This window comes from Pseudomonas sp. NPDC087358 (genome assembly GCF_044900785.1).
Classification (GTDB): Bacteria; Pseudomonadota; Gammaproteobacteria; order Pseudomonadales; family Pseudomonadaceae; genus Aquipseudomonas.
This window is the reverse complement of sequence record NZ_JBJDOA010000003.1, coordinates 496,518-517,295: the sequence shown is the minus strand read 5'-3', so window position 1 is coordinate 517,295 and position 20,778 is coordinate 496,518. Positions and strand designations below refer to the sequence as shown.

Genomic DNA, 20,778 nt, shown 5'->3' with positions numbered 1-20,778 from the left:
GTCATGCAGATGCTTTTGATTCTGCCCGCAGGGCGTAGGAGCAAGCTTGCTCGCGATCTGCCGCGCAGCGGCAGCCAGGCCATTCACCTGCGCCGCATCAGGAATACTCTGCTCACCAAATTGACTACCGCTTCGCGGCAGATCGTCGACAAGTCGGACTCCCACGGGCTACGCCCAGAAGCGATGGGTTATTCACTATGAATCTGCCGGGGTCATGCACGCGCTTTGGGTTGTTCACGGCTGAATCTGCCGGGGTCATGCACATGCTTTGGGTTATTCACTGCAAAATCTATGGGGGTCATGCAGATGCTTTTGATTCTGCCCGCAGGGCGTAGGAGCAAGCTTGCTCGCGATCTGCCGCGCAGCGGCAGCCAGGCCATTCACCTGCGCCGCCTCAGGGATACTCTGCTCAACGAATTGACTACCGCTTCGCGGCAGATCGTCGACAAGTCGCACTCCCACGGGCTACGCCCAGAAGCGATGGGTATTCACTGCTAAACCTGCCAGGGTCATGCACGCGCTTTGGGTTATTCACTGCTGAATCTGCCGGGGTCATCCCTGACAGGGGTCGCGATCAACCTCGCGGTCGGGTTGAAGGCAACGGCGGTTGCGGTTTCACCCCGGAGGAATCGTCGCCAGCATGCCGATGCCGATGGTGATGGCCAGGAAGCCCAGCAGGAAAATCGTCATCTTGGCCATGAGGCCTCCTCTCAACGACAGGTTGGCGGTGCAGATCAATGCACCTCGCACTCGCACTCTGACCAGCCTGGGTTGAAGGCTGGGACTGCGGAGCATTGTGCGGCCGTGGGCTGTTCCAATACAGCGCCAGGTTTGGCTAAAAAATACGGATCAGATGGGTCAGACGCGCTCGCACCCTTGCGCTTGAGCGCAGCGCGGCACCGGGGAGCGACGGCTCGACTGGGGAAACAGAACGCCTCCATTCGGAGGCGTTTTGTTGTACAGCGACAAAAAGCTGGCTTAGCTTGCAGCGACGTCGAATCTGTCCAGGTTCATGACTTTGGTCCAGGCGGCGACGAAGTCCTTGACGAATTTCTCGTGCGCGTCCGCGCTGCCATAGACCTCGGTCAACGCCCGAAGCTGGGCGTGGGAGCCGAACACCAGATCGACCCGGGTGCCCGTCCACTTGACCTCGCCGGTCTTGCGATCGCGCGCTTCAAAGGTGTCGTTGGCCGCCGAAGCGGCTTTCCATTCCACGCTCATGTCCAGCAGGTTCTTGAAGAAGTCGTTGGTCAACGCTTCGGGGCGCTGGGTGAAAACCCCGTGCCTGCTCTGTCCGACGTTGGTGTTCAAGACCCGCATGCCGCCCAGCAGCACCGTCATTTCGGGGGCAGTCAGGGTCAGCAGTTGCGCCTTGTCGATCAGCAGTTTCTCGGCCGAGACCTTGTATTGGCCCTTGAGGTAATTACGGAAACCGTCGGCGATTGGCTCCAGAAAGCCAAACGATTCGACGTCGGTCTGCTCCTGCGATGCATCCGCTCGCCCCGGCGTGAACGGCACGCTCAGGCTCTGGCCGGCATTTCTTGCCGCCTGTTCGACGCCTGCGTTGCCGGCGAGGACGATCAGGTCGGCCAGCGAAATCTTCTTGCCGCCGGTCTGACCGCCGTTGAACTGCCCCTGAATGCTCTCCAAGGTCTGCAGCACACTGCCCAGTTGTTGAGGCTGATTGGCAGCCCAGTCCTTCTGTGGAGCAAGCCGCAGCCGCCCGCCGTTGGCGCCGCCGCGCTTGTCAGAACCGCGGAAGGTGGAAGCCGCCGCCCATGCCGTGGAGACCAGTTGCGAGACGGACAGACCCGACTCGAGAATCTTGCCCTTGAGCGCCGCCAGGTCGCTGTCATCGACCAGCTGATGATCGACATCGGGCAGCGGGTCTTGCCAAAGCAGTTCTTCACCTGGCATTTCCGGCCCCAGATAACGCGCCAGCGGGCCCATGTCGCGGTGAGTCAGCTTGAACCAGGCCCGGGCGAAGGCGTCAGTCAACTGCTCGGGGTTGGCCAGAAAGCGTCTGGAAATCTGCTCGTAGGCCGGGTCGAAGCGCAGCGCCAGGTCGGAGGTCAGCATGCGCGGCTCCTGTCGTCTGGCCGCATCATGGGCGTGCGGAATCTTGCCTGCACCCTCGCCGTTTTTCGGCTTCCATTGATTGGCGCCGGCCGGGCTCTTGCTCAGTTCCCAGTCGAAGCCGAACAGGTTTTCCAGGTATTCGTTGCTCCATTGGGTGGGCGTCGAAGTCCAGGTCACCTCCAGACCGCTGGTGATGGTATCGCCGCCCTTGCCGGTGCCGAATCTGTTGCGCCAGCCAAGACCCTGCTCCTCCAGGCCCGCCGCTTCCGGTTCCGGCCCGACGTTGTCGGCAGGGCCTGCGCCGTGGGTCTTGCCGAAGGCGTGTCCACCGGCGATCAGCGCCACGGTCTCCTCATCGTTCATGGCCATGCGGCCAAAGGTTTCACGGATATCCCTGGCCGAGGCGGCAGGATCGGGGTTGCCTTCAGGGCCTTCCGGATTGACGTAGATCAGCCCCATCTGCACCGCTGCCAGGGGGTTTTCCAGATTGCGCTCGCCGCCTTCGGTACGGCTGTGCTCTTCGCCGTGTTTGGCCGGCTCAGCCACCAGATCGCCTTGGCCCGGCTGCTCCATGTCCTTGTGCGCACCGTAGCGTTCCTCGCCACCGAGCCAGGTGGTTTCCGCGCCCCAGTAAATATCTTCGTCAGGCTCCCAGACGTCCGCACGCCCGCCGGAAAAACCGAAGGTCTTGAAGCCCATGGACTCCAGTGCGACGTTGCCGGTGAGGACGATCAGATCGGCCCAGGAAATCTTGCGCCCGTACTTCTGCTTGACCGGCCAGATCAGCCGCCGGGCCTTGTCCAGGCTGACGTTGTCGGGCCAGCTGTTGAGTGGCGCGAAGCGTTGCTGCCCTGCACCTGCACCACCACGCCCGTCAGCGGTTCGATAGGTCCCGGCACTGTGCCAGGCCATGCGCACGAAAAACGGCCCGTAATGGCCGAAGTCCGCCGGCCACCAGTCCTGGGACCGGGTCATCACGTCCAGCAGGTCCTTCTTCACCGCTTCAAAGTCCAGGCTCTTGAACTCCTTGGCGTAGTCGAAGCCTTCGTCCATCGGATCGGACAGCGTCGAATGCTGATGGAGGATTTTCAGGTTCAGTTGGTTCGGCCACCAGTCGCGGTTCGTCGTGCCGCCGCCAGCAGCGTGGTTGAACGGGCATTTCGATTCAGTTGACATGCTTGATCTACCTTTGGTCGTGTACATCCGGCCGTTCCGCCGCGTGGCGCGGCAGACAGCAATGAGTAAACTCAGGAGCGCAGGGTGCGGGACTTGCCGCATGATCGAAGCGATCACACCGGCGGGATGAAACTCTGGGTATCGGCAGTCGAACGGCCGGCCCCGGAGTCCACGGCGGGCACTGTGAGCTTGAGCTCATTCTTATTTCCTTGTCAGGTTGCAACTGCACGGCCTTGGCCGACGCCAGATCAAGACTAGTCGGCTTCGGCCAGAGGTCTAATAGTCAGAGCATTGCCTGGCGATAGAGTCACTCTGTCAGCCGGACGCAGGCCAGGCGCGCCGCCAGCCGACACGCCGCTGTCACGCTGTGCATCGCTCGGCTCTGCTAACCTGCCTGACCCGAACAGCCACCGGACTGTCCCGCAATGCTTAATATTCGCGTCATGACGATGGACGATTACGACGCAGTCCTCGCACTCATGAGCAAGACCCCTGGTATCTCCTTGCGCGACGCCGATTCGCGCCAGGCCACTGCTCGATACCTGGAGCGCAATCCCGACATGAGTTTCGTCGCCGAGTCTGGCTCGGGCCTCTGCGCCTGCGTGATGTGCGGGCACGATGGCCGTCGAGGCTATCTGCAGCATCTGCTGGTATCGCCTGAGTTCCGGCGGCAAGGCATCGCCAGGGCACTGGTCATGCGCTGCCTGTCGAAGCTGGAGGCACTGGGCATCCACAAATGCCACCTCGATGTGCTGAAAACCAACGACGCCGCCGCGCGCTATTGGCAACGCCAGGGCTGGCAACTGCGCGAGGATATCGATCGCTACTCATTTACCCGGCCGGGTAACGCCAACGCCTGAGCGACCTGCTGGTCAACGTCTGAAGGTTCAAGCGTCGCAGTTTCAGACTTTTGCGCAGACCTGAGCCGCGGTTTCGACCAGCAACTGACGGAACCATTGATGCGCCGGGTCGTTGCGATAGCGCACGTGCCAGGCGATGTCGACCGGGAAGGTGCCAAGATCGACCGGTGACGCCAGCACCTTGAGCCGCGGATCCCTGGCGATCTGATCGCAGATCAGCCGCGGCAGCGTGGCGCAGTAATCGGTGACCGCGATGATTTCCGGCACCGCCAGAAAATGCGTCACGGAAATCGCCAGTTCGCGTCGCAATCCTTGCCGTTCGAGGGACTGGAACAGCCCCACTCTGAGGCGACCCGGGGGCAGGACGTTAACGTGGCGCAGCTGTTCGTACTGCTCACGGGAAATGCTGTCGGCGATATCCGGATGGTCGATGCGCACCACGCAGGCGAGCCCATCGTCCATCAGATGCCCAACGATCAGGTTGTCGGGCGGATCGACCATGCGCCCCAGGGCCATGTCGGTCGCGCCCGAGCTCACCCCGGTCTCAGCCACGTCGGTGCCGAACGGGGTCAGCGACACTTTTATGCCCGGAGCCAGTTGCCCGAGGCGGGCAATGACACTGGGCATGAGCACGATTTCGACGTAGCTGTTGGGGGCGATGGTGAACTGTCGGGTCGAGGTCGCCGGATCGAAATGTTGCTGCCCAAGGATGACTTCATCCAGTCGGGCCAGGGTCTGGGCGATGACCGGGGCGATTTCCTCGGCCAGTTGTGTGGGTTTGATGCCGTAGCGCTCACGGATGAACAGCGGATCCTGCAGCGTGTCGCGCAAGCGGTTGAGCGCATTCGACAGCGCTGGCTGCGTGATGCCCAGGCGCACGGCGGCACGCGTGACACTGCGCTCCTCCATCAGGGCGATGAAGACCGGCAGCAGATTGAGGTCGTATCGCATACTTATAACGCTCTGTGAATATCTGCAATCAGACAAATAAATTTCTTGAATATCTGGGCGTGGCGCAAAGTTAGCCCATCCACAGGGATTCACCAAGTCCCTTGCCGCATCAGCCCCTACCTGAGGAATTTGTCATGAGCATCAAGCACGTCCTGTTCATCCTGACCAATGCCGCGCAAATCGGCCCGAACCAGCGTCCTACCGGGTATTTCTTTCCCGAGGTGGCTCACCCTTACGATGTGTTCGCCCAGGCCGGGGTGGCGGTCGAATACGCTTCGCTGCTCGGTGGTACGCCACCGGAAGACGGCTACGACGAAAGCGATCCTGCGCAACTGGCGTTCCGCAACAGCGCTGCCATCCGGCGCATGAGCCGCAGCCGTAAATTGTCCGAGGTCGACGTGCTGGATTACGACGCGGTGTTCTTCCCCGGCGGCCTGGGTCCGATGGTTGACCTCGCCCACAATCCCGAAATCAAGGCGGCGGTTGAACGCGCCTGGAATGGCGGCAAGATCGTGGCGGCGGTATGCCACGGTCCAGTGGCATTGCTCGGTGCCACGCTTGACGACGGCAGCGCACTGATCAGTGGCCGCAAGCTGACCGGCTTCTCCGACGACGAGGAAATCGGCTACGCCCAGGCAGACGTCCCGTTCTTGCTGGAGACTGCCTTGCGCGCCGAGGGCGCCGAGTATTCGTCGGCCGATGCCTGGCAGGTGAAGGTCGTGGTCGATGGCCGCCTGATGACTGGCCAGAACCCGGCCTCAGCCGGTCCGCTGGCCGAGGCCATGGTCCAGGCGTTAGGCTGAGATCACACCCATGCCCGCCTGATGGCTGCAGTCACTCCTGCGGTCCTCAGGCCGGGGCCTGCTCTACGCGCGCGTCGTGCGTTCAGCTCTCATCGAGGAGACCAATATGTCCGCTTATGTCATTTTCATCCGCGAAAACACCCTTGATCCTGCGCAAATGCAGGAATACGCAAACCAGGCGCCGGCCGCCCGCACCGGTCACGACATCACCCGCCTGGCTTTCTATGGCGAGTTCGAGGCACTGGAAGGTCCATCGGCCGAAGGCGTGGCCATCCTGCGCTTTCCCGACATGGACGCGGCCCGCGCCTGGTATCACAGCCCTGCCTATCAGCAGGCGCGTGAGCATCGCCTCAAGGGTGCCGACTACCGGATGCTGCTGGTCGAGGGTAGCGACGTCTCGCCAGCCTGAGCGTGATGAGCAACGGCAGTGAGGCCTGCCCAGCATCGCCGGCGAGTTGAGCTGTAAAGCCAATGTTCAGCTCGCTGTTCAGAGCACCTTGAGCACGATTTTGCCGACGTGCTCACCCTCCTCCATCCGTCGATGAGCGCCAGCAGCCTCGGCCAGCGGGAACACCCGGTCAATGATGGGCAAACAATGCCCCTGGTCGAGCAACGGCCAGACATAGGCTTTGAGCGCCTGGGCGATCTCGGCTTTTTCCTGCGCGCTGCGCGACCGCATCATGGAACCTGTGACCGACGCTTGCTTGTCGATCAGCGCTGGCAGGCTGAAGTCCTTCACCGAGCTGCCGCCCAGGAAACCGATGATCACCAGACGCCCACGTCGCGCCAGTGCACTGACGTTGCCGTTGAAGTAGCTGCCGCCCATGATGTCGAGGATTGCATCCACCCCCTTGTTCTCGGTCTTGCGGGCGATGACCTCGGCGAAATCAGCCTCGCGGTAGTTGATCGCTTCGCCGCCCAGGGCGCGGATCTGCTCGCATTTATGATCGCTGCCCGCCGTGGCGAACGCTCTGATGCCCAACGCCTTGCACAACATCAATGCGGTGGTCCCGATGCCGCTGGTGCCGCCATGGATCAGCACCGTAGCGCCCTCGCGCGCCTGACCGAGTTCGAACAGATTGGCCCACACGGTAAAGAACGTCTCCGGGATCCCCGCCGCATGGATCATGTCGACACCTTGCGGAATCGGCAGCGTCTGGGTCGCAGGCACGGCGCAATACTCGGCATAGCCGCCGCCGTTGGCCAGCGCGCAGACCTTGTCACCGACCTTGAACCCGGAAACCGCCGCACCCATCGCCACCACTTCGCCCGCAACTTCCAGACCGGGCACCGGGCTCATGCCGGGTTTCATCGGGTATTTGCCCGTGCGCTGGATCACGTCGGGGCGATTGATACCGGCAGCATGCACCTTGATCAACACCTCCTGGTCAGCCGGTTGCGGGACTGCGGTTTGTGCCAATTGCAGGACCTCTGGCCCACCCGGCCGGGTAATCTCGATGTAGTTCATACGGTTCTGCGCATTCATGGCTGCAACCCTCATGGCAAATATAGGTACAGCCTGTGACAACGCCCTGCCCAGGGCATTCCGGGAAATTCGCCGGGGCGTGGGGGCGCGCGGATCGCGTTGCCAGGGATTGCTTTCGTTTCGCGCCAGTTCGTCTGGCAGATTTGAAAGCTGTCGGCACTTTCAAGAAGCCGGCGTGCTGGCGAACGCGGTGGGTCAGTTCTGATAACCGTTGCTGACAGTCCGCGTTCGCCACGGTCGCACAGCTCCAGCAGCTCGCACGGCGATATCTCATCGTTCCCGCGTCTGTCCATTGCGGCTCGGCCCGCAGGGCTTGGGAGCCTGGTTTGCCGGCGAGCGGCCGGGCACCGGCAGCACCCTTAGAGGCCTTTGCCCGTTGCCGCCAGCCGGCATTTCTGCTGGGATGCAGCATTGATTATTGGAAAAGAGCGATCAGCATGACTTCGTACAAGGAACTCTTGGACATCGGAGAAGATTTCGAATCCTTCGTCGGCCACGGCCTGCCAGCGGAAATCAGCGCCATCCGTACCCTGCAGGCCAGGCTGGCCGAGCCTGAGGTCATCAGCGCGGTCAGCCAGCAGCGACTGGGCGCAGTCCGGCGCCGTTATCACCTGCTGGTGGCCGGGGAAATGTGGTGCCCGGATTGCCAGATCAACATCACCGTCATGGACTACCTGCAACGCAGCCAGCCGAATATCGATCTGGCAATCATCACCAGGGGCCGCGCCGAAAATCAGCTGGAACAACGCCTGACCCTGGAGCGCATTCCGATCCCGTTGGTGGTGGTGCTCGATGAGCAGTTTCAGCCGGTCGGGCGTTTCGTCGAACAACCGCAACAGGTCGCTCTGGGAGGAGATGCCGTCAAACCCGATTACCGGGCAGGCAAGTATCTGGAAAGCACCGTGCAAGAATTGCTGGATATTTTCGAAGCGTGCCAGGCGCAGACTTGAAATACCCCCCCGCTCGCCCCTTTGCTCAGTGAATACGCCGTCTGGAGCCATGAATTTTCTTCAACGCGCTTGTGTTTTCCAGCCAGTGAGCCTAACTGCTTAGTGTGCGAAGCCGACAAGCGACTCGCGTCTTAATCACCGCGCAACGCTCAGGAGATTTTGACATGGCTACTGCAATTTCACTGGCCCCACTGCTGCGTCAATCGGTGGGGTTTGACCGCTTCAACGAACTGTTGGAGACGGCGCTGCACAGCGAAACAGCGACCTGCTACCCACCTCACAACATTGAACGATACGGCGAAGATCATTACCGGATCGTCGTCGCCGCCGCGGGGCTCACAGCGGACGACCTGAACCTGCAAGTCGATAAAGGCGTGCTGACGGTCTGCGCAGGCGAACGGCAAGGCGACGCGGGTGCGACCTACCTTTACCAGGGCATTGCCCACGGCGCGTTCCGTCTGGTGTTTCATCTGGCCGAGCCCATTGAAGTGCAAGGGGCGACCTTCGAAAACGGCTTGCTGATCATCTTTCTGCTGCGGGTCGTGCCCGAAGCCGCCAAGGCCCGACGGATCATTATCAGTCCAGCGGGCGGACCCGATCGACGGCAGCTCAATCGGCACTGAGCCGGCGGTCCCTGAGCAGGCGTCGTTCGACGGGGTGGCGCTGTGGATGTCAGACGGCCAGGTTGCGGCAAAGCTCGATGGAACTCACCGGAGAATTTCAAGCCATATACCTGTACCCCTCTGGAACACTGCTCAGGCAGAGGGCAGGCACAGACAGCCAACCGTTGTCTCTTGGAATCCACTCGCTGACAGGTGATGCATTGAATACCTTTATCCCGCTGGAAAAACTCGATGACATTAATTTGGAAGATTATTTTGAAGTTTGGCTGACGAACTCCGAACGCTGGCCGCAAGACCCTGAGATTGATAAACGTGAATGTCTGTGGCGCTCGCGGCGGGTGCTCACTGGCGACGTGGAAATCGATGCGGCCTTTTTCCAGAACCTGGCCAAGCTCTGGCTTAAAGTTGACGATCTGCAGGATAAAGCCGCCGTCAAAATCATCGAGGACGCACTCATCGCACGGCTCGAGGAATTGCAGATTCCCGGTGATTTTTTCCCCGGGGAAACCCAGAGAGTCCCCAGCGAGGACAAGCACACCGATCTGAGAAGCTGATCCCGGGAATGCCAGTGGCAGCGGATGATTTCGGCTGCCATCGCCGCACTGCGACGCTGCGTTACCCGTCGGAGTCGGTCATTGGCCCAAGGCTTCCAGAAAGTCCGATGAGGGGACGAAGAATAACGTCCCGCTGACCGCCTTGCTGAAGTCCAGCAGCCGGTCATAGTTACCCGCAGGCCGGCCAACGAACATGTTCTCGAGCATCTGCTCAAGAGACTCCGGCGAGCGCGCGTAGCCAATGAAATAAGTGCCGAATTCACCCGACCCCGGGCGACCGAAAGGCATGTTGTCGCGCAGGATCTTCACCTCTTTGCCGTCTTTTTCAATCACCGTCAGCGCACTGTGGGAATTGCTCGGTTTCACCGACTCGTCAAGTTCGATGTCCGACAGCTTTTTGCGGCCAATGACACGCTCCTGGGCCTCCACCGTCAGGCTGTTCCAGGCGCTCATGTCATGCAGGTACTTTTGCACGATCACATAACTGCCACCGGCAAAGGTCGGGTCTTCGTCGCCTACGATCGTGGCATCGACGGCACGTTGTCCCACCGGGTTTTCAGTGCCGTCGACGAAGCCGACCATGCTGCGCAAGTCGAAATTGCGAAAGCCGTGGACTTCATCGATCACCACTACCGCCGCGCCCAAGGGCAGGAGCAACTGCGTGGCCAGCTCGAAGCACAAATCCATTCGGTCGGCACGGATATGCATCAGGATATCCCCGGGCGTGGCGACGGCCCGGCGCCCTTCTACTCCGAACTCGCGAAAGCTGTGCAACGATGCCGGACGCGTGCTGCCGAACAGCGAATCCCATGCATTGAAGCTGAAACCACACACGCAGGACAGATTACCGTCCGGCACGCGCTTGCCGACTGATCGAACCCGCCCGGCAACATCGGCGCACCAGGCTTTGACCTTTTCGACGTTGTCATCACCTGGGGCAATCGTCGCCACCATGAAAATCGCGCTGCTGGTAACGGGCGTATCGATGCCTTGTGGGTAGGGGGTGTTTTTCATCATGAGCCGACAAGATCCTTCGCGATTCGAGGAAAAGCTGAGCGAGCAAACCGATGCTGCGCCGCAATGGGGACTTACGGCGCGCAGCAGATCCTGAAATACGTCGCTCAGTCCAGATCGGACGCCTGATGGCGTTCGGGCACTTGCTGGTCCTCGTCACCCCAGGTGCGGTTGACCCGCAGACCACGGATGACCGCCGGGCGATTGGCGATTTCCTCGGCCCAGCGCTGCACGTGGGTGTACGCCTCGGCGGCCAGGAACTCGGCGGCCGAATACACATTATTGCGCACCAACTGACCGTACCAGGACCAGACGGCAATGTCGGCGATGGAGTAGCTGTCACTGCCCAGGTAACGGCTTTCGGCCAGGCGGCGATCCAGGACATCGAGCTGACGCTTGGCTTCCATGGTGTAGCGGTTGATCGCGTATTCGATTTTTTCCGGCGCGTAGGCGTAGAAGTGCCCGAAGCCACCGCCCAGTAATGGCGCCGCGCCCATCTGCCAGAACAGCCAGTTCAGGGTTTCGGTGCGGCCGGCCGCGTCGGTGGGCAGAAACTCGCCAAACTTTTGCGCCAGGTACAGCAGGATCGAACCGGATTCGAACACGCGAATCGGCGGCTCGACACTGCGATCCAGCAGCGCCGGAATCTTGGAATTGGGGTTGATGTCGACAAAACCACTGGAAAACTGATCGCCTTCGCCGATGCGGATCAGCCACGCATCGTATTCGGCGTCCTTGTGCCCGAGTGCCAACAGCTCCTCGAACAGGATGGAGACCTTCACACCGTTGGGCGTGGCCAGCGAATAGAGCTGGAACGGATGCTTGCCGACCGGCAGCGTTTTCTCATGAGTAGGACCTGCAACCGGACGGTTGATGCTTGCGAACTGGCCGCCAGATGCGGCGTCGTTTTTCCAGACCTTGGGGGGAACATAAGCTGCTTTAGTCACGAAACGAACCTCTTGGTGGGTCATTACGGGCGATCACTGCAATCACCCGTAGCGCAGTGAGACGTAGGGTGGTCAGGATGAGACCGGGCGCGAGTCAGAGCGGTTCAGAGTATGTGTTTACCGGGCGGCGGCTCAAGCAGATTTCAATCACAGGTCCGGTGCTGGCCGGGCATCGCAGTCGCGACTCACAAGCCAAGCTGCGTCTGGATCGCCGCCTTGTCGATGATCGAAAGCACATTGCCGATACGCCCGGCGCTGAACTCGTAGAACACGTTTTCGCTAAACCTGACCCGCCTGCCATTGACCGGCAGGCCGAACAGCTCGCTCACGGGCGTGCAGTCGAAGCAAAGCCGGGCGGCGATATGCGGCGGTTCGGCCACCAGCAGATCGATGACGAAGCGCAGATCGGGAATGGCCCGAAAATCGTGCTCGAGCATTTCCCGGTAACCGGCCAGTCCGATGAGTCGGCCGTTGTAACGGACCTCCTGATCAACGAACTGCCCCAGCGCTGGCCAGTCCTGGCGGTTCAGACAATCGATATAACCGCGATACAGATCGCAGAGTTGTTGAGGGTTCACGAGCGCACTCCTGCAGCGGCATCGGCAAATCCGGGTATGGGCCTGTCAACTTAGTTCAAGCTCGACACGCGTGCCACCTGGGCAGCGCCAGGGCGTCCCGGCGGCGCACGGTCACGCTTAAGAACCTGCGCCAAGCGGCGGCGCCCCAGCCCCCCCAGCGTCTATTATTACCAATCACACAACAGTGTTTATCCCGCCGCTCAGAGGACAATTTGCCGCAGGCAAAGCAATTTTTGCTATCGTTGCACAATTAACTAACTGGTTAATTATGCTGTCGACATTCCCCGAATCCGGCGGAATTGCCGACTGACATCCTGAATAACCGTCCTCCCCACCACCGTTGAGCGTTCGCACACTGCTCAGCGTCAGCAGGATCACGCAACATGACTACGTCTCGACCTACGGCATCCGCCAGTCGCTGGCCCATCTGGGTCGTCGCCCTCGGCGTGCTGGTATTTGGATTACTTTTCGCAGCGGGTGGCGGTTATCTCGTCACGCTGGGTGGCAGCTGGTACTTCCTGCTTGCCGGTCTTGGCTTGATCGCATCGGCGGTTCTGTTGTTCAAGCGACGCGTGGCCGGTGCCTGGCTGTTCACGGCGGTGATGGTACTGAGCCTGATCTGGGCGCTGGTCGATGCCGGACTGGTGTTCTGGCCGCTGGTGTCGCGCCTGTTCGCCCTGGCGGTGCTGAGCCTGTTGGTGGCGCTGGTGTACCCGACCCTGCGCAAGGCCAATGGCCTGGCCGGTGGTCGTGGCGGCTACGTCGTGAGCGCTGTGCTGGCCATTGCCATGGTCGCCGGCTTCTGGGGCATGTTCCAGCCTCACGCCTCGGTCGCCCCGACCGGTGACGGTCCGGCGCTGACCAAGGTCGATCCGGCCAAGGCGCAAAAGGACTGGGCACACTACGGTAACGACGAAGGCGGCAGCCGCTTCGCCGCCCTGGATCAGATCAACCGCGACAACGTTGCCAAGCTGGTGCCGGTCTGGACCTATCACACCGGCGATATCGCCATCAGTGACGGCAACGGTGCCGAAGATCAGATGACCCCGCTGCAAGTCGGCGACAAGGTGTTCATCTGCACCCCGCACAACAACGTCATCGCGCTGGACGCCGACACCGGCAAGCAGTTGTGGAAAAACCAGATCAACGCCAAGTCGGCGGTCTGGCAGCGTTGCCGTGGCCTGGCGTACTTTGACGCCACTGCTGCCGTGGCCTCCCCGACCGATGGCAGCACCCCTGCGGCACCGGTGACCTTGCCGGCCGGCGCCAATTGCCAGCGCCGCCTGCTGACCAACACCATCGATGCGCGGCTGATTGCGGTCGACGCCGACACTGGCGAGTTCTGCCAGGGCTTTGGCAACAATGGCCAGGTGGACCTCAAGGCCGGTCTGGGCAAGGTTCCTGATTCCTACTATCAGCTGTCGTCCGCTCCGTTGATGGCCGGCACCACGGTGGTCGTCGGTGGCCGAGTCGCCGACAACGTGCAGACCGACATGCCCGGTGGCGTGATCCGCGGCTTCGACGTGGTCACAGGTGCAATGCGCTGGGCGTTCGACCCGGGCAATCCCGAGGACAAAAAGGCCCCCGCCGACGGCACCACCTACGTGCGCAGCACGCCCAACAGCTGGGCGCCGATGTCCTACGATCCGTCGATGAACACGGTATTTCTGCCGATGGGCAGCTCGTCGACCGACATTTATGGGGTGGAACGCACCCAGCTCGATCACACCTATGGCGCCTCGGTGCTGGCATTGAACGCGACCACCGGCGTGCAGAAGTGGGTTTATCAGACCGTGCACAACGACCTGTGGGACTTCGACCTGCCGATGCAGCCGAGCCTGATGGATTTCACCAAAGCCGACGGCAGCAAGGTCCCGGCGGTGGTGATCGGCACCAAGGCCGGTCAGATCTACGTGCTGGATCGCCACACCGGTCAGCCGCTGACCGAGGTCAAGGAAGTACCGGTCAAGGCCTCCAACATCCCCAACGAGCCCTACTCGCCAACCCAGCCCAAATCGGTAGGCATGCCGCAGATCGGTGCCCAGACCCTGACCGAGTCTGACATGTGGGGCGCCACGCCGTTTGACCAGTTGCTGTGCCGCATCTCGTTCAAGAAGATGCGTTACGACGGCTTGTACACAGCGCCAGGCAGCGACATCTCGCTGAGCTTCCCCGGGTCGCTGGGCGGTATGAACTGGGGCAGCCTGTCGACTGATCCGGTACACGGCTTCATCTTCGTCAACGACATGCGCCTGGGTCTGTGGAGCCAGATGGTGCCGCAACAGAAAGATGCGGTAAGCGCCGCTGGCGGCGAAGCACTGAACACCGGCATGGGCGCGGTGCCCCTCAAAGGCACGCCTTATGCGGTGAACAAGAACCGCTTCCTGTCAGTGGCGGGTATCCCTTGTCAGGCACCGCCGTTCGGCACCCTGACCGCCATCGACATGAAGACCCGGAAAATCGCCTGGCAGGTGCCGGTCGGTACCGTGCAGGACACCGGTCCCATGGGCATCAAGATGCACCTGCAGCTGCCTATCGGCATGCCGACCCTCGGTGGCACCCTGTCCACCCAAGGCGGCCTGGTGTTCATCGCCGGTACCCAGGACTACTACCTGCGCGCGTTCAACAGCGCCAATGGCGAAGAAGCCTGGAAAGCCCGCCTGCCAGTAGGCAGCCAGGGTGGTCCGATGACATTTGTCTCGCCCAAGACCGGCAAGCAGTACATCGTCATCACCGCTGGCGGCGCACGCCAGTCGGCTGACCGTGGCGATTACGTGATCGCGTACGCACTGCCCGACGGCAAGTAAGCCGGCCACAGAAAAAACCCGCTGTCACCTTTTGCGTGGCAGCGGGTTTTTTTCTGGGCGGACTGCATGCAGGATCAAGAGAAGAGCAAGGTCGACAGCCGGTGACCTCAGTTGCCCGCCACCTGGGCCACTTCACCGGAAGTCACCAGCGCCTTGAGCGACATGTCGAACTGCTTGAGGGCATTGATCTGCAGATCGCGCTGCTGGTCAATCTGTGCGGCAATCTCAGGGGCAGCCTTGTCGTGGACCCAGACCGAGGTCAGTTCCTTGGCGCCCAGGCCTTCGGCCTTGCCGATGTATTGCAGGTTCGAATCATAGAACTTGGCGACGAAACGCGCTTCGACCTGGCTGTTGCGCTGAGTGACCAGGCGGTTGTAGGTGTCGAGCATCACCACCACATCGGGCCGCGCCTGCATCAACGCATCGAGGTTGTCGTAGACGGTGACCGAGGCGAACTCTTTCTTCAGCGAACCTTCAAGCCAGTCGATCGCCAGTTTCGGATCGGAGCTGTTGATGAAGGCATCACGGATACGAGAATCCAGTGCACCGTTCTTCACGCCTTTGAGTGCAACCGAGTGGTAATGCTCAAGGTATTGAAGCGTGGCAACGGTGTTTTCACTGTAGAGCACACCGACAGATTGAGAACGCTTCAAGGCAAAGCCGCTGTCAGCAACCGGCATGAAGTGGCAAGACTGTTCTCTGGAAACGTAGTCCGAGGCGTACGCCGGAACAGCGGCGGCAGTTGCGCCAGTCAGCACAGCGACAAGAGCCAGCAAAGTTGAAATTCTCATCGCGCACTTCCTTTCTAAAGCCAGTTCGGTATGGCTCTATCCTGCTCCTTTGCCGGGAAAAAAGAACTCTCGATGGATGATGTTAACTATCGATTTCGCGAATGGTATGTAGGCGAAGAAAGTCTGTTGCGTTTTCCTGAATAAACCCGACTTTCAATATGCATATCCGGACTAAATCACCAGGCATAGTGATCGATGACCTGGCGAACTTTATGCAGCGCTTGATCAAGCGCCGGCAATGGCAGCGACCCCAGCGCAAGGCGAATCGCGTGGGGGGCCGGACTTGAAACAGCAAAGGGCTCAGCGGTTGACACTGCGATATCCAGTGCCAGCAACGCCACCGCCACCTGATCGGCGCGCACCTCTTCGGGCAACGGCAGCCAGAGAAAGTAGGACGCCGGATGGCCAATGGCATTCAGCCCCTCCAGCACTTTGCGGGCCAAGGCCTGGCGGGTCATCGCATCCTCGCGCTTGTGCGCCTCCAGGCGTGCGACCGTGCCATCTTCGATCCAGCCACAGAGCAATGCCGTCATCACCCCCGCTGTGTTCCAGGTGGTCGCTCTGATCGCACGTTCGATCGCAGGCACCCAGGGCACGGGCGCCACCACATAGCCCACCCGCAACCCGGTGGCGACATTCTTGGAAAACCCCGAGACGTACACCGTCAGCTCTGGCGCCAGCACCGTGAGCGGCACAGCAGGTTTGTCGGCGAGAAACGCATAGGCTGCATCCTCGATCAGCATCAGCCCATGTGCTCGAGCGATGCCCACCAGACGCTGGCGCCAGGCCAGGTCCATGACCCAGCCCATGGGATTGTGCAGGGTCGGCATCGCATAGACCGCCTTGATCCGCCGTTTGCGACAGAGCTTTTCCAGGCCGTCCAGATCAGGTCCATGCTCCGTCAGCGGGATAGCCACCAATTCCAGGCGCTGCGCCTGGGCGAGCACCTTGAACCCGGAATAGGTCAGCGCGTCCACCGCCACCACATCCCCCGGCTTTAGCAGCGCCATGACGGTAGTGGCCAGCCCATGCTGGGCACCGCTGACGATCAACACCTGTTCGGCCTGTACCGATAGCCCGCGATCCAGCAGATGCCGGGCAATGCAGACGCGTTCATGGCCGCGCCCGGCGTGCGGCTGGTAGCGCAACAACGCCTCCAGATCCCCCGACAACGCCAGCTGGCGTAGCCCGCTGCGCAACAACTCGGCCTGACCCGGTAACGACGGGTAATTGAAGTTCAGGTCCAGCACGCCCGCGGCCGTCGCCTGCTGGTCGACGCCATGACTCAAGGGCAGCGCAGTCTCCCGAACGAAGGTGCCGCGCCCGGTTTCGCCGCTGATCAGGCCCATCGCCTCAAGCTCGGCATACACCCGGGAGGCGGTCACCAGCGCCAGTCCCTGCTGCTCGGCCAGTTGTCGGTGGGTGGGCAGCCGCGTACCCGGGGGCAGCACGCCTGAGGCGATGTCACCGGCCAAGATGTCGACGATGGACTTGTAACGGGCACGGGGCATGGGCGATGTATCCATGACAATTTTTTGATTGTATTGATTCTGCGCCTCAGGATTGCGCTGATACAACACGCGATTGCTCGACGCGAAAAACCTGCGCAGCGAGCCTTGCCGATCAGCCAGCCATCAGCCTTGAGTCTTGCGCAATGGAACATGCATCGAACCTGCAACACCGCAGCACGGAAAAAACCTTCAGCGGCTGGATCAACGGCCTGATCGGCGTGCTGATCTTCAGCGGCTCGCTACCGGCCACGCGCATCGCCGTCCAGGAGTTCACACCGGTGTTCCTGACGGTCGCCCGCGCCTCGATTGCCGGCGCCGTAGCGTTGTGCCTGCTGGTGCTGCTCAAGGAAAAACGACCGACGAAACAACAGCTGCTGCCGCTCCTGATCGTCGCCATGGGCGTGGTCGTCGGCTTTCCCCTGCTGACCGCGCTGGCCCTGCAATACGTGACTTCGGCGCATTCGATCGTCTTCGTCGGTTTGCTGCCGCTGGCGACCGCCGCCTTTGCCGTACTGCGCGGTGGCGAGCGGCCTGGCCCGGTGTTCTGGGTGTTCTCGACACTTGGCAGCGCACTGGTGGTGGGCTTTGCCGTGGCGCAAGGGCTGAGCGCATCGGCCAGCGGGGACCTGTTGATGTTGCTGGCGATTGTTGTCTGCGGCCTGGGTTACGCCGAAGGGGCCAGGCTCTCGAGAACACTCGGCGGCTGGCAGGTGATCTGCTGGGCGCTGGTACTGGCGCTACCGGTGATGCTGGCGCTGAGCGGGCTCACTGCGCCGACGTCATTGGCGCCCGTCACGTTGCCCGCGTGGATCAGCCTGGGCTACGTGTCACTGTTCAGCATGCTGATCGGCTTTGTCTTCTGGTATCGCGGGCTGGTTCAGGGCGGCATTGCTGCGGTGGGCCAGTTGCAACTGCTGCAACCCTTCTTTGGTCTGGCGCTTGCCGCGACCTTGCTGCACGAGCCGGTCAGCCCCGGCATGCTGCTGGTGACTGTCGCCGTCATTCTGTGTGTCGCCGGGGCGCGGCGGTTTTCTCGCTGATCGCTGCGCTACCTGTGCTCAACCGGACAGCACGGCGGTCGGGCGCCGTGCATAGACCACCAGTCCGCTCAGGCAGATCAGCACCATGCCCAGCACCGATGACATGACGGGGTAGCCACCAAACAGCAGCACACCATAGCCTGCCGCGAAGACAATTTGCAGATAGCCCAACGGTGCCAGCACGGACGAGGAAGCATAGCGATAGGAAGTAGAGATCAGAAAGTGCGCCGACAGGCCCAGGCTGCCGAGAACCACCAGCAACAGCCACTGAGTGGCGCTGGGGGTCGCCCAGTAGAACGGCACCACCAGGCTCAGAATCAAGGTACTGAACACCCCGACATAGAAGCTGCACACCGATGGGCTGTCAGTTTCACCGGCCAGTTGTGTCAGCAGTTGATAGATCGCAAAAAAGAATGCGGTCGCTAGGGGAAACAGCATCCACAGGGAAAACCCGTCGCTGCCGGGATTGATCACCACCAGGACCCCGACAAAACCGACGATCACCGACAGCCACTGCAAGCGGTCGGCCTTGATGCCGAATAACAGCGGCGACAGGAGGGTGACGAAGGCCGGAGCAAGAAACACCAGTGCCGTGGACTCGGCCAGCGGCACATGGGTCAGGCCAAACAGAAACGTCAGACTGTCGCACAGCAGGACCACGGCTCGCAGCAGATGCAGCCATGGGCGTCTGGTGTGAAAGATCTTCTCGCGCCTGTTGCGCAGGCTCACCGTGGTCACGATCAAGGTGTGGACCAGGTAACGCGCCCAGGCAACGAAGATCACCGGCAGAGAAAGGATCAGGGTCTTGGAAATGGCATCGTGACTGGCGAATGCCAGGGCAACGCTGGCCATCAACCACATACCGATGACATGACTGCGTGCGCGGGTTGAAGAATTCATCGGGCCGCCCGGTGAGAGGAAGGTTGTCTGCAGGATCTGCGAAGTACACCACAGCAGCGTCCCGGATCCAACGCCCTGCCCGTACCCTGCACAGGACGAGGCTGAATCAGAGCATTGCATCCCTTGCACGCCCCCTTTAGCAGCGCGGTTTGTCGGCGGTGACGCACTCGCCATCGCCGCCGGCAACCGGACTGCTAAAGGCCAGGTTCAGGACCCGACACAAGGCTCACTCACGGGTTGCGGCTGACCCGCCAGACCTTGTTGCCGACATCGTCGGCTACCAGCAACGCGCCCTGACGATCGAGAATAACGCCCACCGGACGCCCCTGGGCTTCGCCTTCGGCATTCAGGAAACCGGTGAGGAAGTCCATGGGGACACCGGACGGCTGGCCATCCTTGAAGCCGATGAACACCACCTTGTACCCCGCTTGCGGGTTGCGGTTCCATGAGCCGTGCTCGCCGATGAAGACCCCGTTGGCAAAGTTTTCCGGCATCCCGCGGGCGTCGGAGAAGGTCAGGCCCAAGGGGGCGACGTGGGTGCCCAACGCGTAATCCGGGGCAATGGCCTTGGCCACCTGGTCAGGCCGGGGCGGCTGCACGCGGCTGTCGACGTGGTTGCCGTAATAACTCCACGGCCAGCCGTAGAAAGCGCCGTCCTTGACCGATGTCAGGTAGTCGGGCACCAGGTCGCTGCCGATTTCATCGCGCTCGTTGACCACCGTCCACAGCTCGCTGCTACCTGGCTTCCAGACCAGGCCGTTGGGGTTGCGCAGACCGCTGGCGAACAGACGCTTCTGGCCACTTTTGGCGTCGACCTCCCAGATCGCTGCACGGCCCTCTTCGGCTTGCAGCCCGTTTTCGCCAACATTGCTGTTGGAACCCACCGTCACGTACAGCTTGCTGCCATCACTGTTGGCGACGATGTTCTTGGTCCAGTGATGGTTGATCCCGGCCGGCAGGTCGGTGACTTTCACCGGCGTGGCGCTGATCCGGGTCTGGCCTTCGCTGTACGGCACTTTCACCACCGAGTCGGCGTTGGCGATGTACAGCTCGTTGCCCACCAGCGCCATGCCAAAGGGTGAGGTCAGGCCACTGATGAACACCGTCTGCACTTCGGCCTTGCCGTCGCCGTCGGCATCGCGCAGCAAGGTGATGCGATTGGCACTCGGTGCTTCGGCGCCGACCCGGCTCATGACGATGCCCGATGCCGTGCGCTTGATCCACGCCATCAGCCCGGTTCCACCATCGGTGGTGCCTTCGGGTTTGGCCGGGGTGTTGCTCTCGGCGACCAGCACGTCGCCATTAGGCAGGCTGTACAACCAGCGCGGATGTTGCAGGTTGTCCGCCAGCGCCTGCACCTTGAAGCCGTCCGGCGCCTTGGGCGTATCGCTGCCACTCCAGCCCACCGCCTTGGAGACCTTCAGGGTCGGAATCAGGGAACTGCTCGGTTCAGGCAATTGCGGATGGGGTCCGACCCCCGCCTGAAACGGCAACTTGGAAGATTCACCACAGGCGCTGAGCAACGCGGCAGCGGACATCAGCAGTGCAAATCGGCGCAACACAATCATCGGTGTACCTCACGACGGCCATCCATGGGCCAGTTTCTGGATATACAAAGTCTGCCGAAGTATCGCCATGTCGCTTAACAGCAAACAGCACAGGGGGCACAAATGACATTTGTTCTGCAGGCACGAATCTACCGACCGCG

General features: G+C 61.5%; 21 protein-coding genes. 10 read left to right on the top strand and 11 right to left on the bottom strand.

Translation table 11 applies throughout. The features are described 5' to 3' along the window. Together ACI2KS_RS09165 and ACI2KS_RS09160 are read left to right on the top strand one after the other, a co-directional pair. Positions 1-201: hypothetical protein (locus tag ACI2KS_RS09165; RefSeq protein ID WP_404619260.1), on the top strand; the 201-nt coding region annotated here is incomplete at its 5' end. Positions 202-306: 105 nt separating this feature from the next. Further along, on the top strand, positions 307-498 hold the full coding sequence (locus ACI2KS_RS09160; protein WP_404619259.1) for a hypothetical protein: 192 nt from the start codon (positions 307-309) through the stop codon (positions 496-498). Positions 499-615: 117 nt separating this feature from the next. On the opposite strand, the gene ACI2KS_RS09155 is transcribed toward ACI2KS_RS09160, so the two are convergent. Continuing rightward, positions 616-756 carry a hypothetical protein gene (locus tag ACI2KS_RS09155; RefSeq protein WP_404619257.1) on the bottom strand — a complete coding sequence of 47 codons (141 nt, stop codon included), beginning with the start codon at positions 754-756 and terminating at the stop codon, positions 616-618. Positions 757-978: 222 nt separating this feature from the next. After that, positions 979-3,255, bottom strand: a complete 2,277-nt coding sequence (gene katG / locus ACI2KS_RS09150) for a catalase/peroxidase HPI (protein WP_404619255.1) — start codon at positions 3,253-3,255, stop codon at positions 979-981. Positions 3,256-3,680: 425 nt separating this feature from the next. Here katG and ACI2KS_RS09145 point away from each other — a divergent pair, with 425 nt between their 5' ends. Further along, positions 3,681-4,115 carry a GNAT family N-acetyltransferase gene (locus ACI2KS_RS09145; protein WP_404619253.1) on the top strand — a complete coding sequence of 145 codons (435 nt, stop codon included), beginning with the start codon at positions 3,681-3,683 and terminating at the stop codon, positions 4,113-4,115. 42 nt (positions 4,116-4,157) lie between these two features. On the opposite strand, the gene ACI2KS_RS09140 is transcribed toward ACI2KS_RS09145, so the two are convergent. After that, positions 4,158-5,066 (bottom strand): LysR family transcriptional regulator, encoded by a 909-nt coding sequence (locus tag ACI2KS_RS09140; protein ID WP_404619251.1) that lies wholly within the window; start codon positions 5,064-5,066, stop codon positions 4,158-4,160. Positions 5,067-5,200: 134 nt separating this feature from the next. Here ACI2KS_RS09140 and ACI2KS_RS09135 point away from each other — a divergent pair, with 134 nt between their 5' ends. Next, a complete protein-coding gene (locus ACI2KS_RS09135) occupies positions 5,201-5,869 on the top strand; it encodes a type 1 glutamine amidotransferase domain-containing protein (RefSeq protein ID WP_404619249.1) in 669 nt (222 codons plus the stop codon). Positions 5,870-5,975: 106 nt separating this feature from the next. Further along, positions 5,976-6,278 carry a DUF1330 domain-containing protein gene (locus ACI2KS_RS09130; RefSeq protein WP_404619247.1) on the top strand — a complete coding sequence of 101 codons (303 nt, stop codon included), beginning with the start codon at positions 5,976-5,978 and terminating at the stop codon, positions 6,276-6,278. Positions 6,279-6,356: 78 nt separating this feature from the next. Here the strand turns inward: ACI2KS_RS09130 and ACI2KS_RS09125 are convergent, their stop codons facing one another. Beyond that, positions 6,357-7,355, bottom strand: a complete 999-nt coding sequence (locus ACI2KS_RS09125; RefSeq protein ID WP_404619245.1) for an NAD(P)H-quinone oxidoreductase — start codon at positions 7,353-7,355, stop codon at positions 6,357-6,359. 437 nt (positions 7,356-7,792) lie between these two features. Between ACI2KS_RS09125 and ACI2KS_RS09120 the strand changes: the two genes are divergently transcribed. From ACI2KS_RS09120 to ACI2KS_RS09110, 3 genes are all read left to right on the top strand, one after another. Beyond that, positions 7,793-8,305, top strand: a complete 513-nt coding sequence (locus tag ACI2KS_RS09120) for a thioredoxin family protein (RefSeq protein WP_404619243.1) — start codon at positions 7,793-7,795, stop codon at positions 8,303-8,305. Between the two features lie 164 nt (positions 8,306-8,469). Further along, the gene (locus tag ACI2KS_RS09115; RefSeq protein ID WP_404619241.1) at positions 8,470-8,928 is read left to right on the top strand and encodes an Hsp20 family protein; all 459 of its coding nucleotides are present in this window, start codon (positions 8,470-8,472) and stop codon (positions 8,926-8,928) included. A 77-nt stretch (positions 8,929-9,005) separates the two neighbouring features. Continuing rightward, on the top strand, positions 9,006-9,482 hold the full coding sequence (locus tag ACI2KS_RS09110; RefSeq protein ID WP_404619239.1) for a hypothetical protein: 477 nt from the start codon (positions 9,006-9,008) through the stop codon (positions 9,480-9,482). Positions 9,483-9,560: 78 nt separating this feature from the next. On the opposite strand, the gene ACI2KS_RS09105 is transcribed toward ACI2KS_RS09110, so the two are convergent. The 3 genes from ACI2KS_RS09105 to ACI2KS_RS09095 all read right to left on the bottom strand — a co-directional run bounded on the left by ACI2KS_RS09105 (position 9,561) and on the right by ACI2KS_RS09095 (position 12,021). Then, positions 9,561-10,499, bottom strand: coding sequence for a Dyp-type peroxidase (locus ACI2KS_RS09105; RefSeq protein WP_404619237.1), 939 nt, complete (start codon positions 10,497-10,499; stop codon positions 9,561-9,563). Between the two features lie 104 nt (positions 10,500-10,603). Beyond that, entirely contained in the window at positions 10,604-11,443 is an 840-nt protein-coding gene (gene yghU, locus ACI2KS_RS09100; RefSeq protein ID WP_404619235.1) for a glutathione-dependent disulfide-bond oxidoreductase, read from the bottom strand. Positions 11,444-11,628: 185 nt separating this feature from the next. After that, positions 11,629-12,021 (bottom strand): ester cyclase, encoded by a 393-nt coding sequence (locus tag ACI2KS_RS09095; protein WP_404619233.1) that lies wholly within the window; start codon positions 12,019-12,021, stop codon positions 11,629-11,631. Positions 12,022-12,404: 383 nt separating this feature from the next. On the opposite strand from ACI2KS_RS09095, the gene ACI2KS_RS09090 reads away from it, so the two are divergent. Beyond that, a complete protein-coding gene (locus tag ACI2KS_RS09090; RefSeq protein WP_404619231.1) occupies positions 12,405-14,828 on the top strand; it encodes a glucose/quinate/shikimate family membrane-bound PQQ-dependent dehydrogenase in 2,424 nt (807 codons plus the stop codon). A 107-nt stretch (positions 14,829-14,935) separates the two neighbouring features. On the opposite strand, the gene ACI2KS_RS09085 is transcribed toward ACI2KS_RS09090, so the two are convergent. Together ACI2KS_RS09085 and ACI2KS_RS09080 are read right to left on the bottom strand one after the other, a co-directional pair. Continuing rightward, positions 14,936-15,619, bottom strand: coding sequence for an ATPase (locus ACI2KS_RS09085; protein ID WP_404619229.1), 684 nt, complete (start codon positions 15,617-15,619; stop codon positions 14,936-14,938). Positions 15,620-15,795: 176 nt separating this feature from the next. Next, positions 15,796-17,130: a PLP-dependent aminotransferase family protein gene (locus ACI2KS_RS09080; protein ID WP_404619227.1), complete on the bottom strand. Its 1,335-nt coding sequence runs from the start codon at positions 17,128-17,130 to the stop codon at positions 15,796-15,798. Positions 17,131-17,273: 143 nt separating this feature from the next. On the opposite strand from ACI2KS_RS09080, the gene ACI2KS_RS09075 reads away from it, so the two are divergent. Next, positions 17,274-18,170 (top strand): DMT family transporter, encoded by an 897-nt coding sequence (locus ACI2KS_RS09075; RefSeq protein WP_404619225.1) that lies wholly within the window; start codon positions 17,274-17,276, stop codon positions 18,168-18,170. Between the two features lie 18 nt (positions 18,171-18,188). On the opposite strand, the gene ACI2KS_RS09070 is transcribed toward ACI2KS_RS09075, so the two are convergent. Beyond that, a complete protein-coding gene (locus tag ACI2KS_RS09070) occupies positions 18,189-19,070 on the bottom strand; it encodes a DMT family transporter (protein ID WP_404619223.1) in 882 nt (293 codons plus the stop codon). A gap of 230 nt (positions 19,071-19,300) precedes the next feature. Further along, positions 19,301-20,638: a PQQ-dependent sugar dehydrogenase gene (locus ACI2KS_RS09065; protein ID WP_404619222.1), complete on the bottom strand. Its 1,338-nt coding sequence runs from the start codon at positions 20,636-20,638 to the stop codon at positions 19,301-19,303. Positions 20,639-20,778 lie beyond the last annotated feature (140 nt).